This window comes from Microbacterium trichothecenolyticum (genome assembly GCF_041938625.1).
Taxonomy (GTDB): Bacteria; Actinomycetota; Actinomycetes; order Actinomycetales; family Microbacteriaceae; genus Microbacterium; species Microbacterium trichothecenolyticum_D.
The window spans coordinates 3,696,876-3,718,007 of record NZ_CP169427.1 but is presented as its reverse complement, the minus strand read 5'-3'; the positions used below and the strand labels follow the sequence as shown (position 1 = coordinate 3,718,007).

Genomic DNA, 21,132 nt, shown 5'->3' with positions numbered 1-21,132 from the left:
CCAGCGTAGCCGTCGTTCGTCGCCGGGCGGCCGCCGTTCGTCGCACCGTGGGCGCCGTTCACCGACGACGAACGGCGACGGCCCCCGGCCCCACCGGGCGAAGACGAGCATGGTCGCACTGCTGACGCAGCGGCGCGGCCGACGGGGCGCGCCGACCCCCCTCGAAGGAGAGACGCCATGGGCAACGAAGCCCCCAGCGCCGCGACGAACCTCGCAGAGGTCGACTACGGCGCGGTCCAAGCATCACCCGAATTCCAACGGCTCCGGCGCACGCATCGGAGCTTCGTCTTCCCGGTGCTGGGCGCGTGCCTGGCCTGGTACTTCGCGTACGTCCTCCTCGCCAGCTACGCCCACGACTTCATGTCGATCCGGGTGTTCGGCAGTGTCAACGTCGCGATGATCCTCGGCATGGCGCAGGTCGTCACGACTTTCGCCGTGACGACCTGGTACGTCCACTACGCCAACAAGCGCCTCGACCCGCTCGCGGAGGAGATCCGCGACGAGATCGAGATCGGCGAGTTCGAGAAGACCGAGGAGGCGCGCTGATGCGACACTTCACAGAGGCGGCGACGACGTCGCCCGGCGAGCCCTGGCTCAACATCGCCATCTTCGGCGCGTTCGTCGCGGTCACGATGGTGATCGTGTTCCGCGCCAGCCGGAACAACAAGACGGCCGCCGACTACTACGCCGCCGGGCGCTCGTTCACCGGCGGTCAGAACGGCTCCGCGATCGCGGGCGACTACCTGTCGGCGGCGTCGTTCCTCGGCATCGTCGGTGCGATCGCGATGACGGGCTACGACGGGTTCCTCTACTCCATCGGCTTCCTCGTCGCGTGGCTCGTGGCGCTCCTGCTCGTCGCCGAGCTGCTGCGCAACACCGGAAAGTTCACGATGGCCGACGTGCTGTCGTTCCGCCTCAAGCAGCGCCCGGTGCGCATCGCGGCCGCGACCACCACCCTCGTCGTGTGCTTCTTCTACCTGCTCGCGCAGATGGCGGGCGCCGGCGGCCTCGTGTCGCTGCTGCTCGGCATCGGCGACCAGCTCGGCCAGGCCGTCGTCATCACCGTGGTGGGCGCGCTGATGATCCTCTACGTGCTCATCGGTGGCATGAAGGGCACCACGTGGGTGCAGATCATCAAGGCGGTGCTGCTCATCGCGGGCGCCGGCGTGATGACCGTGTGGGTGCTGGCGCTCAACGGCTTCGACTTCTCGGCGCTGCTCGACCAGGCCGTCGCCGTCGCAGAGAACCCCGCGATCCTCGACCCGGGCCTCAAGTACGGCGTGTCCGACACCTCGAAGATCGACTTCCTGTCGCTGGGTCTCGCACTCGTGCTCGGCACCGCGGCGCTGCCGCACGTGCTGATGCGCTTCTACACGGTGCCGACGGCCAAGGAGGCGCGCAAGTCGGTGGTGTGGGCCATCTGGCTCATCGGCATCTTCTACGTCTTCACGCTCGTGCTCGGCTACGGTGCGGCCGCGCTCGTCGGCCCGGCGGTCATCGCCGCGGCTCCTGGCGGCCCGAACTCGGCGGCGCCGCTGCTCGCGTTCTCGCTCGGCGGACCGCTGCTGCTCGGTCTCATCTCGGCGATCGCGTTCGCGACGATCCTCGCGGTCGTCGCCGGCCTCACGATCACCGCGGCGGCGTCGTTCGCGCACGACATCTATGCGTCGGTCGTGAAGAAGGGCAAGCCCGAGCCGGGCGCCGAGGTCAAGGTCGCGCGCCGCACGGTGGTCATCATCGGCATCGTCGCGATCATCGGCGGCATCGGCGCGAACGGTCAGAACGTCGCGTTCCTCGTGGCGCTCGCGTTCGCCGTCGCGGCCTCCGCGAACCTGCCGACGATCGTCTACTCGCTGTTCTGGAAGCGGTTCACCACCAAGGGTGCACTGTGGAGCATGTACGGCGGCCTCACCTCGGCCATCGTGCTCATCGTCTTCTCGCCGGTCGTCTCGGGCTCCGAGACGTCGATGCTGAAGACCGAGGCGATCGACTTCGCGTGGTTCCCGCTGTCGAACCCGGGCATCGTCTCGATCCCGCTCGCCTTCTTCCTGGGCTGGATCGTGAGCGTGCTCGACAAGACGCCGGAGGACCCCAAGAAGCAGTCCGAGATGGAGGTGCGCTCGCTCACCGGCATCGGCGCCGAGAAGGCGGTCAGCCACTAGAACTCAGGGCAAGAGTAAGGGCCGGTCGGAGAGGCTACCGACCGGCCCTTGTCCCTTGCACCAAGAGTGTCCTGCAATCACATGCCGGTGGCTGCCACAGCAAAACAGCTACCGTGCACACGACTCTATAACGGTGAGATAACGCTGGCAAGGGTTTGCTGTGATCTTTTCGTGATCTTCTGAGGCGCCGCGTGACCGCAGTGCGCGCGCGTGTCGAGGAGCGTCGCCCGCGAGATGGCGGACGGTGACGGATTGGCAGGTCGAACGGGAAAAGTAAGGGCCGGTCGGAGAGGCTACCGACCGGCCCTTGTCCCTTGCACCAAGAGTGTCCTGCAATCACATGTCGGCAGCTGCCACAGCAAAACAACTACCGTGCAAGCACTCTATAACGGCCAGATAACGCTGGCAAGAGTTCGCTGTTATGTTTCCGTGATCGATTTCCTGAGGGCTCGCTCATCGCTTCGATCGAAGCCTCTTGACCGCGGGATCCAGATGTGTACAGTGTGAACATACGCACTCGCACACTCGGAGGTTCCGATGCAGAGCACGACCCAGAACGCTCGCCCGCCCGTCGTCGATGCCGAGACGTGGCGCCGCGAGCTCGAAGAGCTTCGCGTGCGCGAGAAGGCGGCGACGCACGAACTCGACGCCATCGCCGCACAGCGTCGACGACTGCCGATGGTCGAGCTGCCCGACTACACCCTGATGGGCGAGTACGGCCCGGTGCGCCTCGTCGACGTCTTCGAGGGCAAGTCGCAGCTGATCGTGTACAACCACATGTGGTTCGAGGGCAAGGAGTGGCACTGCCCGGGCTGCACCGGGTACACGTCGCAGTTCACGCGGCTCGACTTCCTCGACGCCTACGACGCCCGCTTCGTCATCGTGACGCAGGGGCCGATCGACGAGGCGCTCGAGTACAAGGAGCGCACCGGCAACCGCATGGACTGGTTCTCCACCGCCGGCAGCTCGTTCGGTGCCGACGTGGACGCGCCGGCCGGCGGCGGGTTCGCGGTCAACGTCTTCCTCCGTGATGGCGACACCGTGTACCGCACGTGGCACACGAACGGCCGCGGCACCGAGCAGCTGAGCCACACGTTCCCGCTCATCGACGTGCTCCCGTACGGCCGCCAGGAGGAGTGGCAGGACTCTCCCGAAGGCTGGCCGAAGACGGACACGTTCGACGGATGGTTCACGTCGCAGAAGGTGGCGGAACTGTACGGCCCGGGCGCTCACACGCACGCATAGCGAACGGATGCCGCACCCCGAGTCTGCGGCCGGGGTGCGGCATCCGTTTCACATCGGGCGACTGATCAGTACCAGTCGGTGGCCTGCGAGTGGCCCCACGCGGCACACGGCGTGCCGTACGACCCGGCGATGTACCCGAGGCCCCACGCGATCTGGGTGGCGGCGTTGGTCTGCCAGTCGGCGCCGGCGCTGGCCATCTTGTTGCCGGGGAGCGACTGCGGAATGCCCGTCGCACCGCTGCCGGAGTTGTAGGCCTGGTAGTTCCAGCCGGACTCCTTGGTCCAGAGCGACTCGAGGCACGAGAACTGGTCGGCGCCCCAGCCGTACTGCGACGCGGCCATCTGGCGTGCGGTCGCCCTGGCGCCCTCGGGGGTGTTCGCGGCGGCGAGAGCGGCGGCAGCCTCCGCCTGGCGCTGCGCCTCGGCGGCCGCAGCAGCGGCGGCGGCAGCGGCCGCCTCTTCCGCGGCCTCCTTCTCCTGGGCGGCGACGAGGTGCTCGCGGAGCTCGGTCACGCGGGCCTTCACCGTCTCGGTGGCGCCGCTGACGTCAGAGGTGAGTCCCGGAACCAGGAGCATCGGAACGACGTCGAGCTTCGTGAGGCGATCGGCCGCCTGCTCGAGGGCGGCGGTGTCGACAGAGGTGTCTCCGATGCCCAGGTCGAGGCCGGCGGCGGCGATGTCGGTGGTGACCGCGGCGGCGTCGCTCAGAGCGACACGGGCCGAGAGAAGGGTGCCCTGCGCATCGGCGCGGATCTCGCGGAACGAGTCGGCGGTGGCTTCAGGAGCCGCCGCCGAGGCGATGGCCGAGGCGGCCAGCGGTGCGGCCGCCGCGAGGGCCGGAGAAGCGAGCGTGAGGCCGGTCGTGAGGAGCACGCCGAGGGCGGCTCCGGTGGCGACGGCGGGCACGAAGAAGCGGCGGCGTGAGCGGCGGGCAGGCGTGAGTGAGGTGTCTGAATGCATGACGAACGTACGATCCTTCGGGTTTCGCGCCGCGGGTGCCGGCGCCCGTGCGTCGTCGGGTCGGACGCACAAGCCCCCGAGTCTGCCTCATCGTGTCTGGACGGTTCCCGGTGATTTCCTGGACGCCACGTGAGAGCGCTTTTCCGGGAAAGGCCTGATCGGAGTATGAGAAATCTCTCACGCGGCTCGATCTGCCTGACTCCGACGGCCGTCGTCGCAGCGGCCCACGCCGCACGACGACGGGGCGCAGCATCCGTGACGGAAAGTCCTGGCGTGGGTGTTTCACGCGCCTTCATGCGACCGCTAGCGTTGCGCTCGACGGGGCACGGCGTGGTGCGGTGCGTCGTCGGTGCGCGCACGACATCTCGCGAAGGAGAGATCCATGGCCACATCGTCCGCAGCAGACATCGTCAAGGCCGTCGGCGGCGCCGGCAACATCGAGAGCCTCACGCATTGCGCGACCAGGCTCAGATTCCAGCTCCGCGACGCGTCCGGTGTCGACAGCAAGACGGTCGAGGCGATCCCCGGAGTCATGGGCGCCGTGCCGCAGGCCGGCGAGCGGTTCCAGGTCGTCATCGGCGGCGGCGTGCAGAACGTCTACAACGACATCATGGCGCTGCCCGAGATGAAGGGCGGCGGCGGGGCCGCAGCATCCGACGCCGACGACATCGACTCGATCAAAGCGCGCGAGCGCGCGAAGGGCGTGCGCGGGAAGGTCGCGTGGATCGACTCGCTGTTCGAGTTCCTGTCGGACTCGTTCCGCCCGATCCTGGGGGCTCTGCTCGGCGCCTCGTTCTTCATCACGTTCATGGCGCTCATGGCGACGCTCGACGTGATCCCGGACTGGAACGCCCCCGGTGTCACGCTGGATCCGTCGTGGGCGTTCATCAACCTGATGTGGCAGAGCGTCTTCGTCTTCCTGCCGCTCATGGTCGCCTACAACGCCACGAAGAAGGTCGGCGCGGATCCGTGGGTGGGCTTCGCGATCATGGCGGTGCTCATGCTCCCGGGCTTCACGGCGCTCGCCCAGGACGTCGAGCCGACGGCGCTGTTCGGAATCGAGGCCGCGCAGGTCGCGATCGTCCCGGTCTTCGGCATCCCGATGCCGATCGCGAACTACAGCTCCCAGGTGTTCCCGCCGCTGCTCATGGCGGCGGTGCTGGGCCCGCTGTACAAGCTGCTGCGGAGGATCATCACGGCCAACCTGCAGCTCATCTTCGTGCCGTTCTTCGCGATGCTGGTCATGATGCCGCTGACGGCCTTCGTGATCGGGCCGATCGGCGTCTACGTCGGCGCGGTCCTGGCGCAGGCCCTCGCCGCGATCAACAGCTTCTCGCCGTTCATCTTCGCGATCGTGATCCCGCTCGCCTACCCGTTCATGGTGCCGCTCGGCCTCCACTGGCCGATCAACGCGATCATGCTCCTGAACATCCAGACGCTCGGGTACGACTTCATCCAGGGCCCGATGGGCGCCTGGAACTTCGCGTGCTTCGGCGCGACCGCCGGCGTGCTCGTGCTCTCACTCCGTCATCGCGACACCCAGATGCGGCAGACCTCGACCGGCGCCCTCGCGGCAGGTCTCCTCGGCGGCATCTCGGAGCCGTCGCTGTACGGCATCCATCTGCGGTTCAAGCGCATCTACCCGCGCATGCTCGTGGGCTGCTTCGTCGGCGGCCTGACGATCGGCATCGGGAGTCTGGTGATGGGCCTGGAGAACGGCGTCACCACCCAGGCCTTCGTCTTCACGTCGCTGCTGACGATCCCGGCGTTCCAGCCGACGGGGCTGTACGCGATCGCGATCGGCCTCGCGTTCTTCACCTCGATGTTCCTGGTGATCTGGTCGAACTTCCGCACCCCCGAGCAGCAGGCCGAGTTCGAGGCGGCGCGCGACGCGGCCGAGGCAGCGGCGGCGGCCGAGCACGTGGCTCCGGCCGTCGTCGAGGCGAGCGAGCCGCGCACGATCGACGCGTCCGAGGCCGCCCCGGCTGCGGCGGCCGTCCCCGTGGCGACCGCGGTGCTCGAGAAGGCCTCGATCGAGGTGCTGTCGCCGCTGGCGGGCAAGGTCGTGCCGCTGTCGGAGGTGCCCGACCCGGTGTTCGCCGGAGGGGTCATGGGTCCGGGCGCCGCCATCGAGCCGGTCGGCGACACGGTGTTCTCGCCCGGCGCGGGCGTGATCGCGGCGGCCCAACCCACCGGGCACGCGTTCGGCATCGTTCTCGACGGCGGTGTGGAACTCCTGATCCACGTCGGCATCGACACCGTCAACCTCAAGGGCGAAGGGTTCGACGTCAAGGTCAAGAACGGCGACCGCGTCGAGCTCGGCACCCCGCTGGTCACTTTCGACCGCGCGGTGATCGAGAAGGCCGGATACCCGCTCATCACCCCGGTGATCGTGCTGAACGCCGACGACTTCGGCGAGGTGTCGCCGGTGCTCGAGGGCGAGATCGCCGTCGGCGGCTCGCTGATCACGGTCGACCCGAAGGAGTAGGGGAACGGATGCTGCCGCCCGGCGCACTGCGCCGGGCCGCAGCATCCGTCCCCCCTCACCAACCACGTGCAGTACGCACCCGTCTTGGCGACTCGCCAGAAACCGGCGCCTCTGGCGCGCGATCTGGCGACTCGCCAAGAACTCCGCGGAGGGGCAGGTTTCCCCGACTCGCCAAGGATTCGCACCGGGATCGGAGTTGTTCGGCGACTCGCCAAGATTCGCGGACAGCAGAACGGGGCGGATGCCGGAGGCCCCGGCATCCGCCCCGTCCGACGTCGTGCGCGTTACTTGCGGTGCTGCGCGTAGTAGGCGAGGAGCGCCCGGGTCGAGGCGTCCTGCGCCGCGATGGCGGCCTCGTCGCCCTCGATGGCGGGCGCGATCTGCAGGGCCAGCTGCTTGCCGAGCTCGACGCCCCACTGGTCGAACGAGTTGACGCCCCAGATCACGCCCTGCGTGAAGGTGATGTGCTCGTACAGCGCGACGAGCTGCCCGAGCACCGCCGGCGTGAGGGCCGGCGCGAAGATCGACGTCGTCGGCTTGTTGCCCGCGAAGGTGCGCGCGGCGACGAGGGCGCCGGTGGTGCCCTCGGCCTCGACCTCCTCGGCGGTCTTGCCGAAGGCGAGGGCCTTGGTCTGCGCGAGGAAGTTCGACAGGAACAGGCCGTGTACGTCGCGGCCGCCGTCCTCGAGCGCGTACGCGGGGTTCGCGAACGCGATGAAGTCGGCGGGGATGAGGCGCGTGCCCTGGTGGATCAGCTGGTAGAACGCGTGCTGCCCATTCGTGCCGGGCTCACCCCAGAAGACCTCGCCGGTGTCGGTCGTCACCGGGGTGCCGTCCCAGCGGACGGACTTGCCGTTGGACTCCATCGTCAGCTGCTGCAGGTACGCGGCGAAGCGCGAGAGCTGCTGGGCGTAGGGGAGAACCGCGTGCGACTGCGCGCCGAGGAAGTTCGAGTACCAGACGTTGAGGAGGCCCATCAGCACGGGAACGTTGCGCTCGAGCGGCGTGTTCGCCATGTGCTCGTCGACGGCGTGGAAGCCGGCGAGCAGCTCGCGGAAGACGTCGGGGCCGAGCTCGATCATGAGCGACAGGCCGATGGCGGAGTCCACCGAGTAGCGGCCGCCCACCCAATCCCAGAAGCCGAAGGCGTTGTCGGTGTCGATGCCGAATGCCGCCACCTTGTCGAGAGCGGTCGACACGGCGACGAAATGGTGGGCGACGGCATCCGTCTTCGCCTCGTCCGACCCGTCGATCGCGCCCGACGCCGTGAGGCCCGCCCACAGCCAGTCGCGCGCGAGGCGCGCGTTGGTCAGGGTCTCGAGCGTCGTGAACGTCTTCGACGCGACGATGAAGAGCGTGGTCTCGGGGTCGAGGCCCTTGGTCTTGTTCGCGATGTCGAACGGGTCGATGTTCGACACGAAGCGGGCCTGGATGCCGGCGGTCGCGTAGGGCTCCAGGGCGGCTGACACCATGACGGGGCCGAGGTCGGAGCCGCCGATGCCGATGTTGACGATGTGTGTGACCTTCTTTCCGGTCACGCCCTTCCACTCGCCTGAGCGCACGCGGTCGGCGAAGGCAGTCATGCTCTCCAGCACGGCCTGCACGTCGGCGTCGATGTCCTGGCCGTCGACGACAAGAGGGGGCTCGGCGCCGGACGGGCGGCGGAGCGCAGTGTGGAGCACCGCGCGGTCCTCGGTGGTGTTGATGTGCTCGCCGGCGACCATCGCGGCGTAGCGCTCGGCGACGCCGGTCTGCTCAGCGAGCTTCACGAGCGACGCGAGGATCTCGTCGGTCACGAGGTTCTTCGACAGGTCGACGTGCAGGTCGGCGAGCTCGAAGCTGAGGCGCTCGGCGCGACGCGGATCGATGGCGAACCAGTCGCGCAGATCGGGGGCGAACGAGTCGCGGATCGAGCTGAGCTCGGACCAGGCGGACGTGGTGGTGGCATCGATGGGAGCTGTCACGAACCCCAAGGTACCCGCGCGGGTGCGCGCTTTGGTTACGCGTTACTCACCGTCGTCCCGCCACCGTTGTGAGGCAGGCATCCCGCCGGGCGTTCAGGAAGCCGAACGTATGGTGGAGGCACCATGCCTTTCCCTTCGCCCGACCTGCGCCTCATCGCCGTCGACATGGACGGCACCCTGCTCGACGGCCACGGCCGCATACCCGAAGCACTCTGGCCGCTGCTCGACCGCCTGCACGCGGACGGCATCCGCTTCGCGCCCGCGAGTGGACGGCAGCTCGCGACCCTCCAACGGGCGTTCGCCGAGCACCTCGACGACATGGTGTTCATCGCCGAGAACGGCGCGTACGTCGTCGAGGGCGACACCGAGATCAGTTCGGACGCGATGGATGCCGCGTTCACGGCGTCCCTCGTCACGCGCCTGCGTGCGCTCGCCGCAGCCGGGCGCGACCTCGGCGTCGTGGTGTGCGGCAAACGCTCCGCGTACGTCGAGCGCGCCGATGGCGCCTTCCTCTCCGAGGCCCAGAAGTACTACGCGCGCCTGGAGGCGGTACCCGACCTGCTCGCGGTCGACGACCAGATCCTCAAGGTCGCGATCTTCGACTTCGCCGATGCCGCGGCCACGGCTCCCGCGCTCGAGGACCTCCGCGCGACCCACCAGGTGGTCGTCTCGGGCGAGCACTGGATCGACGTCATGAACCAGGGCGTCAATAAAGGCGTCGCACTGCGGCGGCTGCAGGCGGCGACCGGCATCACGCCCGAGCAGACCGCGGTGTTCGGCGACTACCTCAACGACCTCGAGATGATGGATGCCGCGTCCCTCTCGTTCGCGATGGCCAACGCGCATCCGGACGTCGCTGCCCGCGCGCGCTACCGCGCGCCCTCGAACCTGGAGTACGGCGTGATCACGACGATCGGGAAGCTCCTCGACGGCGTGCCCGACCCGGTCGCCTGAGCCCCCGAGCGCCGCGATCGTACGTTCTCGCCGAGACGACGCGATCCGCGCGTGCGTAGCGTGTCACCTCGGCGACAACGCACGATGTCGACGCGCGGGCGGTGGGTCGACGACGCCGTGCCTCCGGCGGGGAATAGGCTCCGGGTATGGCGCTGAGTCAGACCAGGCGTGCCCGCGCCGCGCGGCGCCGCGCGCGCCGGGTGGCCGCCGCCGACAACGACCTCACGCTCGACGAGTGGGAGGCTCTCGTCGAAGCATGGGGTGCGTGCGCCTACTGCGGCATGGCCGCGGGTCCGTTCCAGAAGGACTGCGTGCTGCCGATCTCGCGCGGTGGCCGCTACACGTTCGAGAACGTCGTACCGGCGTGCCGGTCGTGCAACGCGAGCAAGAGCAACGACGAGGTGACGGGGTGGCTGCGCCGCAAGCGGCTCGATGAGCGGGCGTTCCTGCTGCGTCACGTCGAGGTGCTCGCCGCATGGCGCGGAACCGCGTCGGTGCCGCAGGAGACAGCATGAGCGTCAGCATCCGTCCGTACGAGAGCTCTGACTGGGACGACATCCAGCGCATCCACGACACCGCCCGGCTCGACGAGCTGCGGGGTGCCGGCCTTCTCGAGGCCTATCTCGACCTCGCGGCCACGTACGAGAACGAGGGGCTCTTCGACGACGAGGTCTGGGTCGCCGAGGCTGATGGCGCGGTCGCGGGCTTCATCGCCGGAAGCGTGGGAGTCGACGGCGGTGAGATCACCTGGATCTACGTCGACCCCGGCCTCTACCGCCGCGGGATCGGTCGAGCGCTCGTCGAGCACTTCGTCGCGCGCTCCGGCGGGCGGGTCGAGCTCGAGGTGCTCGACGGCAACGCCGCGCGGGACTTCTACGAGGCGCTAGGCTTCGTGCTCGAGTCGACCACGACCGGCAAGCTCGCCGGTAACGAAACGTTCACCGCGACCGGTCACACTCTCGTCTGGACCCCGCCGCAGCTGTAGACATCGCGCGGAATGGGAAGCGGCCCGCGTGCTTCGGGTGCACGCGGGCCGCTGGTTCCCGGGGTCGGATGCTCTTGCGCGGCGTATCCGCCGTCGACGAGGTGGTAACCGCCGCTGACGAAGGCGGCGGCGTCCGAGGCGAGGACGCCGAAGTCGACCGAGGCCTGATCGGGGCTACGGCGTCGCTGGCTTCGTCCCGGTGAGCACGGCGATGCCGTCCAGCACGGCGCGCTCGGTCGCGCGGGCGCCGAGCACCCGGAAGTGACCCGACGTCGGTACGGCGATGTTCGTCGCGCCGTCGAGGGCGCTCCCCTCCGGGATGTGGGGATCCCACGGCCCGAAGACCGACACGATGCGGCCGTTGACCGACGTCTCGCGCCCGAGGGTGAGGATCGTCTCGTCCTTGGGGCGGAACGCGCGGATGCTCGGCACGATGAAGAGACGGGCCAGCCGCGAGCCGCCGAACGGCGTCGCGACCGCGACGAGGCCGACCAGGCCCAGCGGTCGCCCGCCGTCGGTCGCCGCTGCGGCGCCCTCGCCCGGATCGCCGCCCGCGGCCGCCTCCGCAGCGGCGCGTGCCGCGGCACCCGACGAGACGAGCAGGTGCTTGCCGATGAGGCCGCCCTTACTGTGCGCGACGAGCACGCGCCCGGTGTCGGGCGCCGGCGTGCGGGCGAGCATCTCGGCGAGGCGGTCGGCGGTCGAGGGGATGGTCCGGCGGTTCACGCCCAGGCCGTGCACGACCGCCACGCGGTGGCCCGCGGCGGCGAGCGCATCGCCGAGGGGGCGCAGGAACGTCCAGTGCTCGTACACGCCGGGGATGAGATAGACCTCCGGCAGCGCCGGATCGCCGTGGCGCCATGCCGGCGGAACGGGACGAGGCCGCCCGATCGTCCACGGGAACGACAGCACGGCGAGCTGCCGGCGCGCGGCGTAGACGTAGTCGGCGACCCAGGATGCGGCGCGGTGGGCGACATGCGGGGGTGTGATCGTGGCGGTCATGCGTCCTTCGCGGCGATCCAGGCGCGCACCATCTCTTGGAGCGCGGCTCGCTTGCGGTCGAGATCTTCGAGGTCGGCGAACTTCGCGACGCGTGAGACGTCGCCTTCGCCCTCGAGGATGCCATGCGGATCGGGCAGAGACGCGCCGGTGTGGAACATCAGGCTCGCGTGAGCACGCGCCTTGGGGTAGAACGACGCGATGTTGCCCTTGTAGACGAACGTCGGCGCCTGCCACTTGATCGTCTCGGTGACGCGCGGATCGCTGTCGAGCACGGCACGGCGCACCGCATGGACGAGCGGCTTCTGGGGGTTGTCGTAGCGCTCGAACCACGCGTCGACGTCGGGGGAGGTGGGCATCCGGCTCTCAGACCGCCCGCATGCTGTTGTTGCGCTTGTCGTGTGTCAGCTCGGCGAGCCCCAGCTCCTCGAGCAGCGGCGGGAGGTACATCCCGAACCGCCCGCGGTAGCCCTTGCGGAGTCCGTACCAACCTCCGACCGGGTTGCCCTCGTCACGCCCCCAGGCCTCGACCGTGCCGTCGGCTGCGGGCTTCTGCTCATCGGTCGCACCGAGCGGCACCCAGTCTCCCTGCTCGCGCAGCCACGCCGCGAGGTCGTCGATCGCGCTCAGGTGATACTTGAGCGTCGTCGAGCCCACCTGGCAGACGAGCGCGGGCGGGTCGGCGGCCTCGTCGCGGTACATGGTGTATTCGCTGGTCCCCGGCGCCGTGGTGAGGCGCCACGGGTCCTCAGCGGTTCCCGAACCTGCCATCTGCATCTCCCTTCGTCGGTGCGAGTCTGGCCGCATGATCGGGCGGCGGCAAGGGGCGCCGGTCAGCCGCGGCTCGGGGGGTCGGGCGTGCCGCGCACGCCCGTGATCGCCGACTCCACGACCGAGGCCGCGAGCGCATCGATGACGGCAGCCGGCTGCCACCGCACCGGGCCGTGCACGGCGATGTCGGCGAAGCCGTGGACGGCCGACCAGCACGCCCACTCGGCGAACGGGCGGCGTTCGGCGGAGAGGGCTCCGGCGTCGACCATCGCGTCGAGCGTGTCCATCAGGAGGCGGAAGGGGGCGACGATCTCGTCGTCCAGGGTCACGATGCCGTGGTTGGCGTGGGTGTCCTGCGTGAAGAACGCGGTCTCGAACCACCCGGGCTCGGCGCGCGCGAAATCGATGTACGCGAGGCCGACGCGGCGCAGCCGCTCGATCGCAGCGTCGGCGGGGGAAAGGTTCGCGGGCGTCGCCTCGACGCGCGCCGTGATCGCGGCGGCCAGCGCGAGCTGCGCCTCGCGAGCGACCGCGCGCACCAGAGCGTCGCGATCGGCGAAGTGGCGGTAGGCGGCGTTGGGTGAGACGCCGGCGGCGCGGGTCGCCTCGCGCAGGGTCACCGCGGCCGGCCCTCCGGTGCGTGCGAGCTGCAGCCCCTGGCTGATCAGCGCGTGTCGGAGGTGGCCGTGATGATAGGCACGCGCAGGTGAAGTCATTGCGTCCTCCCGGCCAGGTGTGTACGTTGTGAACACCCGAATGTGAACAGTGTCCACATTCACCTTAGACCCTCGCCCTCACCGCTCGTTCAGTGAACACGCCGAAGGATTCGTCATGAGCCAGCCCAGCCCCGCCGGGCCCGCAGCATCCGAAGATCCCGTCCAGCACCGCCCCGATGCGCGCACCCTGCGCGCGTTCTACCAGGTGCTCGTCAACACCGCGCTCGCCAACGTGACGTCGAGCTACCTGTGGTTCGCGCTGACGTTCTGGGTGTACCTCGAGACGAAGTCGGTGCTCGCGACGGCGATCATCGGCGGGTCGTACATGCTGCTCGTCGCCGTCTTCGGCGTCGTGTTCGGCGTGATCGTCGACCACATGAAGAAGAAGTCGGTGATGCTGCTCTCGAGCATCGTGACCGCGTCGGCGTACGTCGTCGCCGGCGCGATGTTCGTGGCGTTCCCCGAGAGCGCGCTGCTGGACTGGACAGGACCCTGGTTCTGGGCGTTCGCCGGCGTGATCCTGGTGGGCGGGGTCGTCGAGAACCTCCGCAACATCGCGCTTTCGACGACGGTCACGCTGCTCGTGCCGGCGGACCGACGCGACAAGGCGAACGGCCTCGTCGGCGCGGTGCAGGGCATCGCCTTCATGGTGACGAGCGTATTCTCGGGCCTGTCGATCGGACTCCTCGGCATGGGCTGGACGATTGCGATCGCCGTCGCCGCTACGGGCGTCGCCCTGATCCACCTGTTCTTCGTCCCGATCCCCGAGCGCGGCGTCGCGCACGTGGAGGGGGACGCGCCGAAGGGCTTCAGCTTCAAGGGCGTGATCCCGGCGGTCATGGCGGTGCCCGGCCTGCTCGCCCTCATCCTCTTCTCGACCTTCAACAACCTCGTGGGCGGGGTCTTCATGGCCCTCATGGACCCGTACGGGCTGACGCTCTTCTCGGTGGAGATGTGGGGCATCGTCCTCGGCGTCACGAGCTTCGGGTTCATCATCGGCGGTGCGCTCGTGGCCAAGTTCGGGCTGGGCAAGAACCCGGTGCGCACGATGCTCCTCGTCAACATCGGCATCGCCTTCCTCGGCATGGCCTTCGCGATCCGCGAGTGGTGGTGGCTGTACGGGCTCGGCATCCTCGTCTTCATGGCGCTCATGCCGATCGCGGAGGCCTCGGAGCAGACGATCGTGCAGCGCGTCGTGCCGTTCGAGAAGCAGGGGCGTGTCTTCGGCTTCGCGGCCAGCGTGGAGTCCGCGGCGGCCCCGGTCTCGGCGTTCCTCATCGGGCCCATCGCCCAGTTCTGGCTCATCCCGTACATGAACTCGCCCGAGGGGCAGCAGGCGTGGGGCTGGCTCCTCGGCGAGGGCGAAGCCCGAGGCATCGCCCTCGCGTTCGTCGGCGCCAGCCTGGTGCTGCTGCTCGTCGTGCTGCTCGCGTTCGTGTCGAAGCCCTACCGTGAGCTGTCCGACGCGTACGCCGCGGCCCCGCCGTCGCTCCACACCGACGACGAGGGAACAGATGCTGCCACCGCGATCGGCGAGGCCGGTGAGGACCTGCGGTCGGGGCTGCGCTGACGCACCGCTCTACGAGGGTCGAGCCCCGATCACGGGCACGCGGAATCGTTTGCGATACGCGCCGGGCGCAAGCCCGGTGACGCGCTTGAACAGGCGCCGGAAGAAGGCCGGGTCTTCGTAGCCGACGTGCCAGGCGATCGCCTCGACCGAGTCCTCGGTCTGCTCGAGCCGGCGCTTCGCGTCTTCGACACGGAGCCGCTGCACGTACGTCAGCGGGCTCACCCCGGTCGCCTCTGTGAAGCGGCGCTTGAACGTGCGCTCGGCCAGCCCGGAACGCACCACCATCTGTTCAACGGGGGCGGCCACGGAGGAGTGGGCGTTGAGCCAGTCCTGCGCGTCGGCGACGACCGCATCGCCGTGATCGGTCCGACCCTCGAACACCATGTACGGCGCGAGGCCGTCCTGGTGCCACTGCAGGGCGAACATCCGCGCCGTCTCCTGCGCCAGCGTCGCGCCGGCGAACCGGCCGGTGAGGTAGAGCACGAGGTCGTGCCACGTGGTCGAGGCACCGGAGGTGATGAGCTCGTCGCGCACGCCCGTCACCATCAGCGCGCGCTCGGGGTGCACGCGCACGTCGGGATGTGTGGCGCGCAACTGGGTGGCGTAGTCGTAGTGGACCGTCACATCGCGGTCGTCGAATCGACCGGTCTCGGCGAGGAGGAAGATCCCGGAGCAGGCGGAGCAGAGGAGCGCGCCCTGCTCATGCATGCGGGTCGCCCAGTCCACGAGTTCGGGGTAGCGCCCGCGTTCCCAGCCGTCCGGGCCGAGCACGATGGACGGGACGATCACGATGTCGGTCGCCTCTATGTCGGCGACCGCTTGCGACACGGGCACAGGGATCCCGCTCACGCCCAGAAGCGGCCCCTCCTGCGCACCGACGATCCGTGCGCGGAAGGGAGCGGGGGCGGCGGGATCGCCGATGCCCATCACCTCGAACGAGTTGAGCACGTCGAGTACGCCGAACATCGTCGCGACCCCGGTGTCGGGCAACGCGATGACGCTCACGTCGAGCGTGCGTGCGGACATGTCCGGCCCTCCTCGCACCACATCGTGGCACGAGTGGACCGAACGAGGGTCTGGATGCCTCTGAACAGAAGGATGCGGCATCCCGAGCATGGAATCACCGATGTCGATCGAACAGAAAGGACCGACGACATGACGATGAACACCGTCGACGAAACCGCGCTCAACGCCTTCGTGCTCCGCGCCGTGGACCACCTCGGCGCCGGCTACCTCGGGGTGATGGTGAGCCTGGGCGCACGCCTCGGCCTCTATCAGGCGCTCGCCGAGGTGGGCCCGCTCACCTCGCAGCAGCTCGCCGACCGCACCGGCTGCGCCGAGCGGTATGTGCGCGACTGGGCGTCCTCGCAGGCCGCCGCGGGCTACGTCGCCTACGACGCCGAGGCGGGCACGTTCTCGCTGACGCCCGAGCAGGCGCTCGTGCTGGCCGATGAGGACAGCCCTGTGTACCTGCCGCCCGCGTGGAACACGCCGGCGGCGATGTGGAGCGACGAGGCGCGGGCGCTGCACGCGTTCCGCACCGGCGAGGGCATCGCGTGGGGCGACCACGATCCTCGACTTGCGCACGGCACGGCCGCCTTCTACCGTAACGGCTACCGAGCCAGCCTGGTGTCGCAGTGGCTGCCCGCTCTGCAGGATGTCGTGCCGGCACTCGAGCGCGGCATCGCCGTCGCCGACGTCGGCGTGGGCCACGGGCACACCACGGTGCTCATGGCCGAGGCGTTCCCGAACTCGCGGTTCCACGGGTACGACACCCACGCGCCCTCGATCGCCGAGGCGCGACGCAACGCGCGGGAGGCGGGCGTGCAGGAGCGCACCTCGTTCGAACAGGTGAGTGCGAAGGAGTACGACGAGCGCGGGTTCGGGCTGATCTGCTTCTTCGACGCGCTGCACGACATGGGCGACCCCGTTGGCGTGGTGCGGCACGCGGGCGAAGCGCTCACGGCGGACGGCACGCTGCTGCTCGTCGAGCCCAACGCCGCTGACCGGCTGGAGGACAACCTCCATATCGTCGGCCAGACGTATTACGCGGCGTCGAGCATGATCTGCACCGCTCACTCCATCGCCGACGGCGGGGAACTCGTGCTGGGGGCGCAGGCCGGGCCGGCGCGGCTGACGCAGGTGCTGAACGAGGCCGGCTTCTCGCGCGTGCGCGTGGTCGCCGAGACGCCGTTCAACCTCATCATCGAGGCGAGGCGCTGACGGCGGAGGACACGCACCGAACTCCACTCAGACGCACGCGGCGGCGATCCCGGACGGGGTCGCCGCCGCGACCGTGTGCGCGAGGGTGGGGCATTCAGAAGCGCGCGAGTCCCGCGGCGGCCGCCTCGTCGGGACGGCCGGGGAACACCTCCAGCGCGAACTCCTCGGTGTCGACGGCGACCGTGAGGAGGGTCGTCCACTGATCGAGCGGGGACAGGGCCAGGTCGGGGATCATGCAGATCTCGGCGGCCGAACCTCGCCCGCCGCACGCCGCCAGGGCGCGACCGGTGGGCGCGAGGCCGACGAGCTCTCCGCGCACGTGGTCGAGATGCGCCAGGCGGGCGACCGTCGTCGCGTCCTCCATCGTGTCGCCCGCCGACAGCGCCGGATCGAGGAAGTGGTTCGTGTGGAAGAGCCACCCGTCGGCGCCAGGCTCGACGACGCCGAGTCCCGTCGGTGCGAGTTCGAACGCGGCGGCCCGGGAACCCGTAGGAGCGGTCTCGAACACCGTGAGCACGGTCGACGCGCTGACGGGCGCGCTCGCCGCGATCGATCGGGCGTCGTCGATCGATCGGGCCTCGTCGAGCACACGGCGGGCGACCGCGTGCACCGGAACGCCGCCCGCGTCCGAATCGGACTCGTGGGAAAGGATGTTGAAATGCAGCCCGACGCCCGCGCTGTTCACGCCGATCTTGCCCGGCGTGCCGAACTCCGTGAACGTCTTCACGCGCAGCCCGCTCGCCGACGTGAGCTCGAGCAGCAGCGCCTCGGGGACGAGGGACTCGTGCCAGTCCCACGTCTGGAGCGACTCGGCCGCCACACCGGTCCCGACGTGCACGGCCTGGAGCACTCGCCGGGGCGCGGCGGCGCGGCCGCGAGGATCTCGGTTCGCGCGGCGACCGCGGCGAGCCGCCAGCGCTCGACGTCCGCCGCGTCCGCGATGGCGTCCGACTCAGCGGCGAGGCCGGGCGCCCACGCGGCGAGCGCCTCGCGACTGCGCTCGGCGATGGCGCGCACCTGCGCGGCCGGGATGCCGAGCTCGGCGAAGTGCGTGAGGTAGAGCGCCGCCGTCTGTCGGTAGTGCGGCCCGAAGGCCGACCCGAGCTCGCGGCCGCGGGCCGCAGCATCCGTCTCCGCCACCACTGCCGTGCGAAGCCTCATCGTTCTCCCATCTCCGATCGCGCGCGGCCGAGAAACCGTGCCGGTGGAGAAACCACCCCTGGCGTGGCTTCTCGACGTACGCGCGGTTTCTCAGTCTGCGGTCTGCGTGAGCTCGGGCGTGCGCGGGGGCGCGGTGCGGCGCGGCCGCAACGCCTCGAACGCCGCCGCCCAGGCGAGCAGGTCGGGGTCGCTGTACGCGCGCCCGGCGATCGTGAGGCCCACCGGCATTCCGATGTCGTCCATCGTCCCCATCGGCACGGTCACTGTCGGGATGCCGAGGTGGCGGATCGCGAGGTTGCCGTTCGCGACCCACACCCCGTTGCGCCAGCCGAGATCGGCGGATGCCTCGTTCACGTCCATGTCGGCAGGCGCGACGTCGGCGACCGCGGGGAAGATGACGGCGTCGAGGCCGAGGATCGACATCCAGTCCTCGAGATCGATGCGCCGCGTCTCTTCGAGGCCCCGCGCGCCGTCATCGATCTCGGGGATGTCGGCGAACGAGGCGTACGGGTGCTCGCGCGCCTGCGCCGGATAGGTCGCGATGTCGTCGTCGAAGCCGGTGTAGCGGTCGGGCAGGGCGCCGTCGGGGTGCGGGAAGATCGTGGCGCCGTCGACGTCGTCGAGCCGGTCCAGCGCCGGGTCGCCGTTCGCCCGCAGGAAGTCGTCCCACGCCCACGCCGACAGGTCGACGATCTCGCGCTGGAGGAACGCCTCGGTCACGAGCCCGCGCGTCATAATCGTCGGGGCGCCCGGCCGGTCGCCTTCGTAGTTCGTCACGGCCGGGAAGTCGACCTCCACGACCTCCGCACCCGCGGCCTCGAGGTCGATGCGGGCCTTCTCCCACAGCGCGAGCACCGAGGGCCGCGTCTCGATCCGGGCGCCTGTCGGCCCGCCGATGCCGCCGTGCGGGTTCGTCCCGGCCTCGGCGTCGGCGTTGATGTACATCCGCGGCACGCCGAATCGGCGCCCCGCCAGGGTTGCAGCGGCGGTGTCGGCATCGGCCGACGCGATCGCCGGGTACGACGCCGGGCGCAGGGCCGAGGCATCCGGGATCTCGATCCAGGGCTGCGCGCGCCAGAAGTCGCCGCGGGTCTCAGGATCGTCGGCGACCATCACATCGAGGATCTCGAGCAGGTCCGCCATGGTGCGGGTGTGGGGCACGACGACGTCCATCGTGGGCACGAGCGGCCAGTTGCCGCGCACCGAGATCACCCCGCGCGATGGCGTGTAGGCGCACAGTGCGTTGTTCGAGGCCGGTGCGCGGCCGCTCGACCAGGTCTCCTCGCCGAGCCCGAACGCCGCGAAGCTCGCCGCGGTCGCCGTGCCCGAGCCGTTGGACGAGCCCGACCCGAACGCCGAGGTCAGGTACTCGGCGTTGTACGGGCTCTCGGCGCGGCCGTAGACGCCGCGCTGCATGCCGCCATTCGCCATCGGGGGCATGTTCGTGAGCCCGATGAGCACCGCTCCACCGTCGCGCAGCCGCTCGATCGAGAACGCGTCGCGCTGCGCGACGAGGTCGGCGAACGCGGGCGACCCCGCCGCGACGGTGAGGCCCTTCGCCATGAACGAGTCCTTCGCCGTGTACGGGATGCCGTCGAGAGGCCCGAGCGTGCGGCCGTCGGCACGACGGAGATCGGATGCTGCCGCCTCGGCCCGCGCGTCGGGATTGCGCACGATCACCGCGTTGAGGGCGGTCGCCGTGCCGGGAGCGTCGTACGCGTCGATCCGGGCCAGGTACGCGTCCACGAGTTCGACGCTGGTCACGGCGCCGGACTCCAGGGCCGCGCGGAGCTCGGCGATCGTCTTCTCGACCACGGGGTAGTGGCGGGTCATCGGGCCACCACCGGCTGCTGCTGGGTGATGCAGTGGATGCCGCCGCCGCCGGCGAAGATCTGGCGTGCGTCGACCGTCACCGCGCGGCGCCCCGGGTACGCGGCTTCGAGGATGTCGCGCGCCCGCGCGTCGGCGCGGTCCTCGCCGAAGCCGCACGCGATGATCCCGCCGTTCACGACGAGGTGGTTGACGTAGCTGTAGTCGACGAACCCCTCGTGGTCGCGCAGCGTGTCGGGGGCGGGCAGATCGATGATCTCGAAGGTTCGGCCCGCGGCATCCGTCTGCTCCGAGAGGAAGGCGCGCAGCTCGCGCGACACCTCGAAGTCGGGGTGCTCGGGGTTCTGCTGCGCGTGCAGCAGCACGCGACCCGGAGTCGGGATCGTGGCGACGATGTCGACGTGGCCGTTCGTGCCGAACTCGTCGTAGTCGCGGGTGAGGCCGCGGGGGAGCCACACGACCTTCGTCGCCCCGATGGTCCGATGAAGCTCGGCCTCGACGCGGGCGCGATCGGCGAACCGGTTGCGGCGGGGGTCGAGCTGCACGGTCTCGGTGACGAGCACCGTGCCCTCGCCGTCGACGTGGATGCCGCCGCCCTCGTTGACGAGCAGCGAGCTGACGACCTCGGCGCCGACCCGCTCCGCGGTGAAGCGGGCGTGCTGCGCGGCCTTCTCCCACGATGCCCACTCGGGCGCTCCCCAGCCGTTGAAGATCCAGTCCACCGCGCCGAGTTCACCCGGGCGTTCGTCGTCGACGACGAACGTCGGCCCGTGGTCGCGGAACCAGAACTCGTCGACCGGCGTCTCGACGATGTCGATGGCGGAGTCGAGCATGCGCCGGGCGCGTTCGGCCTTGGACGGGTCGACGAGCATCGTCACCGGCTCGAAACCGGCGACGGCGTTCGCCACCGCGCTCCAGGCGGCGTAGAAGCGCTCCTGCTCGGCGGGGTCGTCGCCGAGCGTCGGCCCCTCGTTCGGGAACGCCATCCACGTGCGCTCGTGCGGATCGCCCTCGTGCGGCATCCTCCAGGCCATCGTCGCCCCTTCGTTCGTCGTTGTCGCGGCGGCGGCGATGCGCCTCGCGAAGTAATTGATCTAGCGATCAA

20 protein-coding genes are annotated in these 21,132 nt (G+C 69.9%); 9 read left to right on the top strand and 11 right to left on the bottom strand.

Going from position 1 to position 21,132, the window contains the following annotated elements; translation table 11 throughout:
* The first annotated feature begins 177 nt into the window (after positions 1-177).
* From ACEYYH_RS17345 to ACEYYH_RS17335, 3 genes are all read left to right on the top strand, one after another.
* Positions 178-546 (top strand): DUF485 domain-containing protein, encoded by a 369-nt coding sequence (locus tag ACEYYH_RS17345; RefSeq protein WP_116195758.1) that lies wholly within the window; start codon positions 178-180, stop codon positions 544-546.
* On the top strand, positions 546-2,162 hold the full coding sequence (locus ACEYYH_RS17340) for a cation acetate symporter (RefSeq protein ID WP_374975552.1): 1,617 nt from the start codon (positions 546-548) through the stop codon (positions 2,160-2,162). The genes ACEYYH_RS17345 and ACEYYH_RS17340 overlap by 1 nt, the downstream gene beginning before the upstream one ends.
* Positions 2,163-2,699: 537 nt before the next feature.
* The gene (locus ACEYYH_RS17335) at positions 2,700-3,407 is read left to right on the top strand and encodes a DUF899 domain-containing protein (protein ID WP_374975551.1); all 708 of its coding nucleotides are present in this window, start codon (positions 2,700-2,702) and stop codon (positions 3,405-3,407) included.
* A 65-nt stretch (positions 3,408-3,472) separates the two neighbouring features.
* On the opposite strand, the gene ACEYYH_RS17330 is transcribed toward ACEYYH_RS17335, so the two are convergent.
* The gene (locus ACEYYH_RS17330) at positions 3,473-4,366 is read right to left on the bottom strand and encodes a phospholipase (protein WP_374975550.1); all 894 of its coding nucleotides are present in this window, start codon (positions 4,364-4,366) and stop codon (positions 3,473-3,475) included.
* Between the two features lie 382 nt (positions 4,367-4,748).
* Here ACEYYH_RS17330 and ACEYYH_RS17325 point away from each other — a divergent pair, with 382 nt between their 5' ends.
* Positions 4,749-6,854, top strand: coding sequence for a glucose PTS transporter subunit IIA (locus ACEYYH_RS17325; RefSeq protein ID WP_374975549.1), 2,106 nt, complete (start codon positions 4,749-4,751; stop codon positions 6,852-6,854).
* A gap of 284 nt (positions 6,855-7,138) precedes the next feature.
* On the opposite strand, the gene pgi is transcribed toward ACEYYH_RS17325, so the two are convergent.
* The gene (gene pgi, locus ACEYYH_RS17320; protein WP_374975548.1) at positions 7,139-8,818 is read right to left on the bottom strand and encodes a glucose-6-phosphate isomerase; all 1,680 of its coding nucleotides are present in this window, start codon (positions 8,816-8,818) and stop codon (positions 7,139-7,141) included.
* A 123-nt stretch (positions 8,819-8,941) separates the two neighbouring features.
* On the opposite strand from pgi, the gene ACEYYH_RS17315 reads away from it, so the two are divergent.
* The 3 genes from ACEYYH_RS17315 to ACEYYH_RS17305 all read left to right on the top strand — a co-directional run bounded on the left by ACEYYH_RS17315 (position 8,942) and on the right by ACEYYH_RS17305 (position 10,757).
* Positions 8,942-9,772 (top strand): Cof-type HAD-IIB family hydrolase, encoded by an 831-nt coding sequence (locus tag ACEYYH_RS17315; RefSeq protein WP_374975547.1) that lies wholly within the window; start codon positions 8,942-8,944, stop codon positions 9,770-9,772.
* Positions 9,773-9,918: 146 nt separating this feature from the next.
* Positions 9,919-10,287, top strand: a complete 369-nt coding sequence (locus ACEYYH_RS17310) for an HNH endonuclease (RefSeq protein WP_374975546.1) — start codon at positions 9,919-9,921, stop codon at positions 10,285-10,287.
* A complete protein-coding gene (locus tag ACEYYH_RS17305) occupies positions 10,284-10,757 on the top strand; it encodes a GNAT family N-acetyltransferase (protein ID WP_374975545.1) in 474 nt (157 codons plus the stop codon). Before ACEYYH_RS17310 ends, ACEYYH_RS17305 begins: the two co-directional genes overlap by 4 nt.
* 174 nt (positions 10,758-10,931) lie before the next feature.
* Here the strand turns inward: ACEYYH_RS17305 and ACEYYH_RS17300 are convergent, their stop codons facing one another.
* From ACEYYH_RS17300 to ACEYYH_RS17285, 4 genes are all read right to left on the bottom strand, one after another.
* Entirely contained in the window at positions 10,932-11,759 is an 828-nt protein-coding gene (locus ACEYYH_RS17300; protein WP_374975544.1) for an esterase/lipase family protein, read from the bottom strand.
* Positions 11,756-12,115, bottom strand: coding sequence for a DUF1801 domain-containing protein (locus ACEYYH_RS17295; RefSeq protein ID WP_374975543.1), 360 nt, complete (start codon positions 12,113-12,115; stop codon positions 11,756-11,758). The genes ACEYYH_RS17300 and ACEYYH_RS17295 overlap by 4 nt, the downstream gene beginning before the upstream one ends.
* Positions 12,116-12,122: 7 nt before the next feature.
* Positions 12,123-12,527 carry a DUF6855 family protein gene (locus ACEYYH_RS17290; RefSeq protein WP_374975542.1) on the bottom strand — a complete coding sequence of 135 codons (405 nt, stop codon included), beginning with the start codon at positions 12,525-12,527 and terminating at the stop codon, positions 12,123-12,125.
* Positions 12,528-12,589: 62 nt separating this feature from the next.
* Positions 12,590-13,243 carry a TetR/AcrR family transcriptional regulator gene (locus ACEYYH_RS17285; RefSeq protein ID WP_374975541.1) on the bottom strand — a complete coding sequence of 218 codons (654 nt, stop codon included), beginning with the start codon at positions 13,241-13,243 and terminating at the stop codon, positions 12,590-12,592.
* A gap of 115 nt (positions 13,244-13,358) precedes the next feature.
* Here ACEYYH_RS17285 and ACEYYH_RS17280 point away from each other — a divergent pair, with 115 nt between their 5' ends.
* Entirely contained in the window at positions 13,359-14,813 is a 1,455-nt protein-coding gene (locus tag ACEYYH_RS17280) for an MFS transporter (protein ID WP_374975540.1), read from the top strand.
* 9 nt (positions 14,814-14,822) lie between these two features.
* On the opposite strand, the gene ACEYYH_RS17275 is transcribed toward ACEYYH_RS17280, so the two are convergent.
* On the bottom strand, positions 14,823-15,839 hold the full coding sequence (locus ACEYYH_RS17275) for a GlxA family transcriptional regulator (protein WP_374975539.1): 1,017 nt from the start codon (positions 15,837-15,839) through the stop codon (positions 14,823-14,825).
* 129 nt (positions 15,840-15,968) lie between these two features.
* On the opposite strand from ACEYYH_RS17275, the gene ACEYYH_RS17270 reads away from it, so the two are divergent.
* Positions 15,969-17,036 carry a class I SAM-dependent methyltransferase gene (locus ACEYYH_RS17270; protein WP_374975538.1) on the top strand — a complete coding sequence of 356 codons (1,068 nt, stop codon included), beginning with the start codon at positions 15,969-15,971 and terminating at the stop codon, positions 17,034-17,036.
* A gap of 94 nt (positions 17,037-17,130) precedes the next feature.
* On the opposite strand, the gene ACEYYH_RS17265 is transcribed toward ACEYYH_RS17270, so the two are convergent.
* The 4 genes from ACEYYH_RS17265 to ACEYYH_RS17250 form a co-directional block, all read right to left on the bottom strand.
* Positions 17,131-17,874 (bottom strand): C45 family autoproteolytic acyltransferase/hydolase, encoded by a 744-nt coding sequence (locus ACEYYH_RS17265; RefSeq protein ID WP_374975537.1) that lies wholly within the window; start codon positions 17,872-17,874, stop codon positions 17,131-17,133.
* The gene (locus ACEYYH_RS17260; protein WP_374975536.1) at positions 17,760-18,197 is read right to left on the bottom strand and encodes a hypothetical protein; all 438 of its coding nucleotides are present in this window, start codon (positions 18,195-18,197) and stop codon (positions 17,760-17,762) included. The genes ACEYYH_RS17265 and ACEYYH_RS17260 overlap by 115 nt, the downstream gene beginning before the upstream one ends.
* 90 nt (positions 18,198-18,287) lie before the next feature.
* Positions 18,288-20,030 carry an amidase gene (locus tag ACEYYH_RS17255; RefSeq protein WP_374975535.1) on the bottom strand — a complete coding sequence of 581 codons (1,743 nt, stop codon included), beginning with the start codon at positions 20,028-20,030 and terminating at the stop codon, positions 18,288-18,290.
* Positions 20,027-21,061, bottom strand: coding sequence for an agmatine/peptidylarginine deiminase (locus tag ACEYYH_RS17250; RefSeq protein WP_374975534.1), 1,035 nt, complete (start codon positions 21,059-21,061; stop codon positions 20,027-20,029). Before ACEYYH_RS17250 ends, ACEYYH_RS17255 begins: the two co-directional genes overlap by 4 nt.
* Positions 21,062-21,132: the final 71 nt, after the last annotated feature.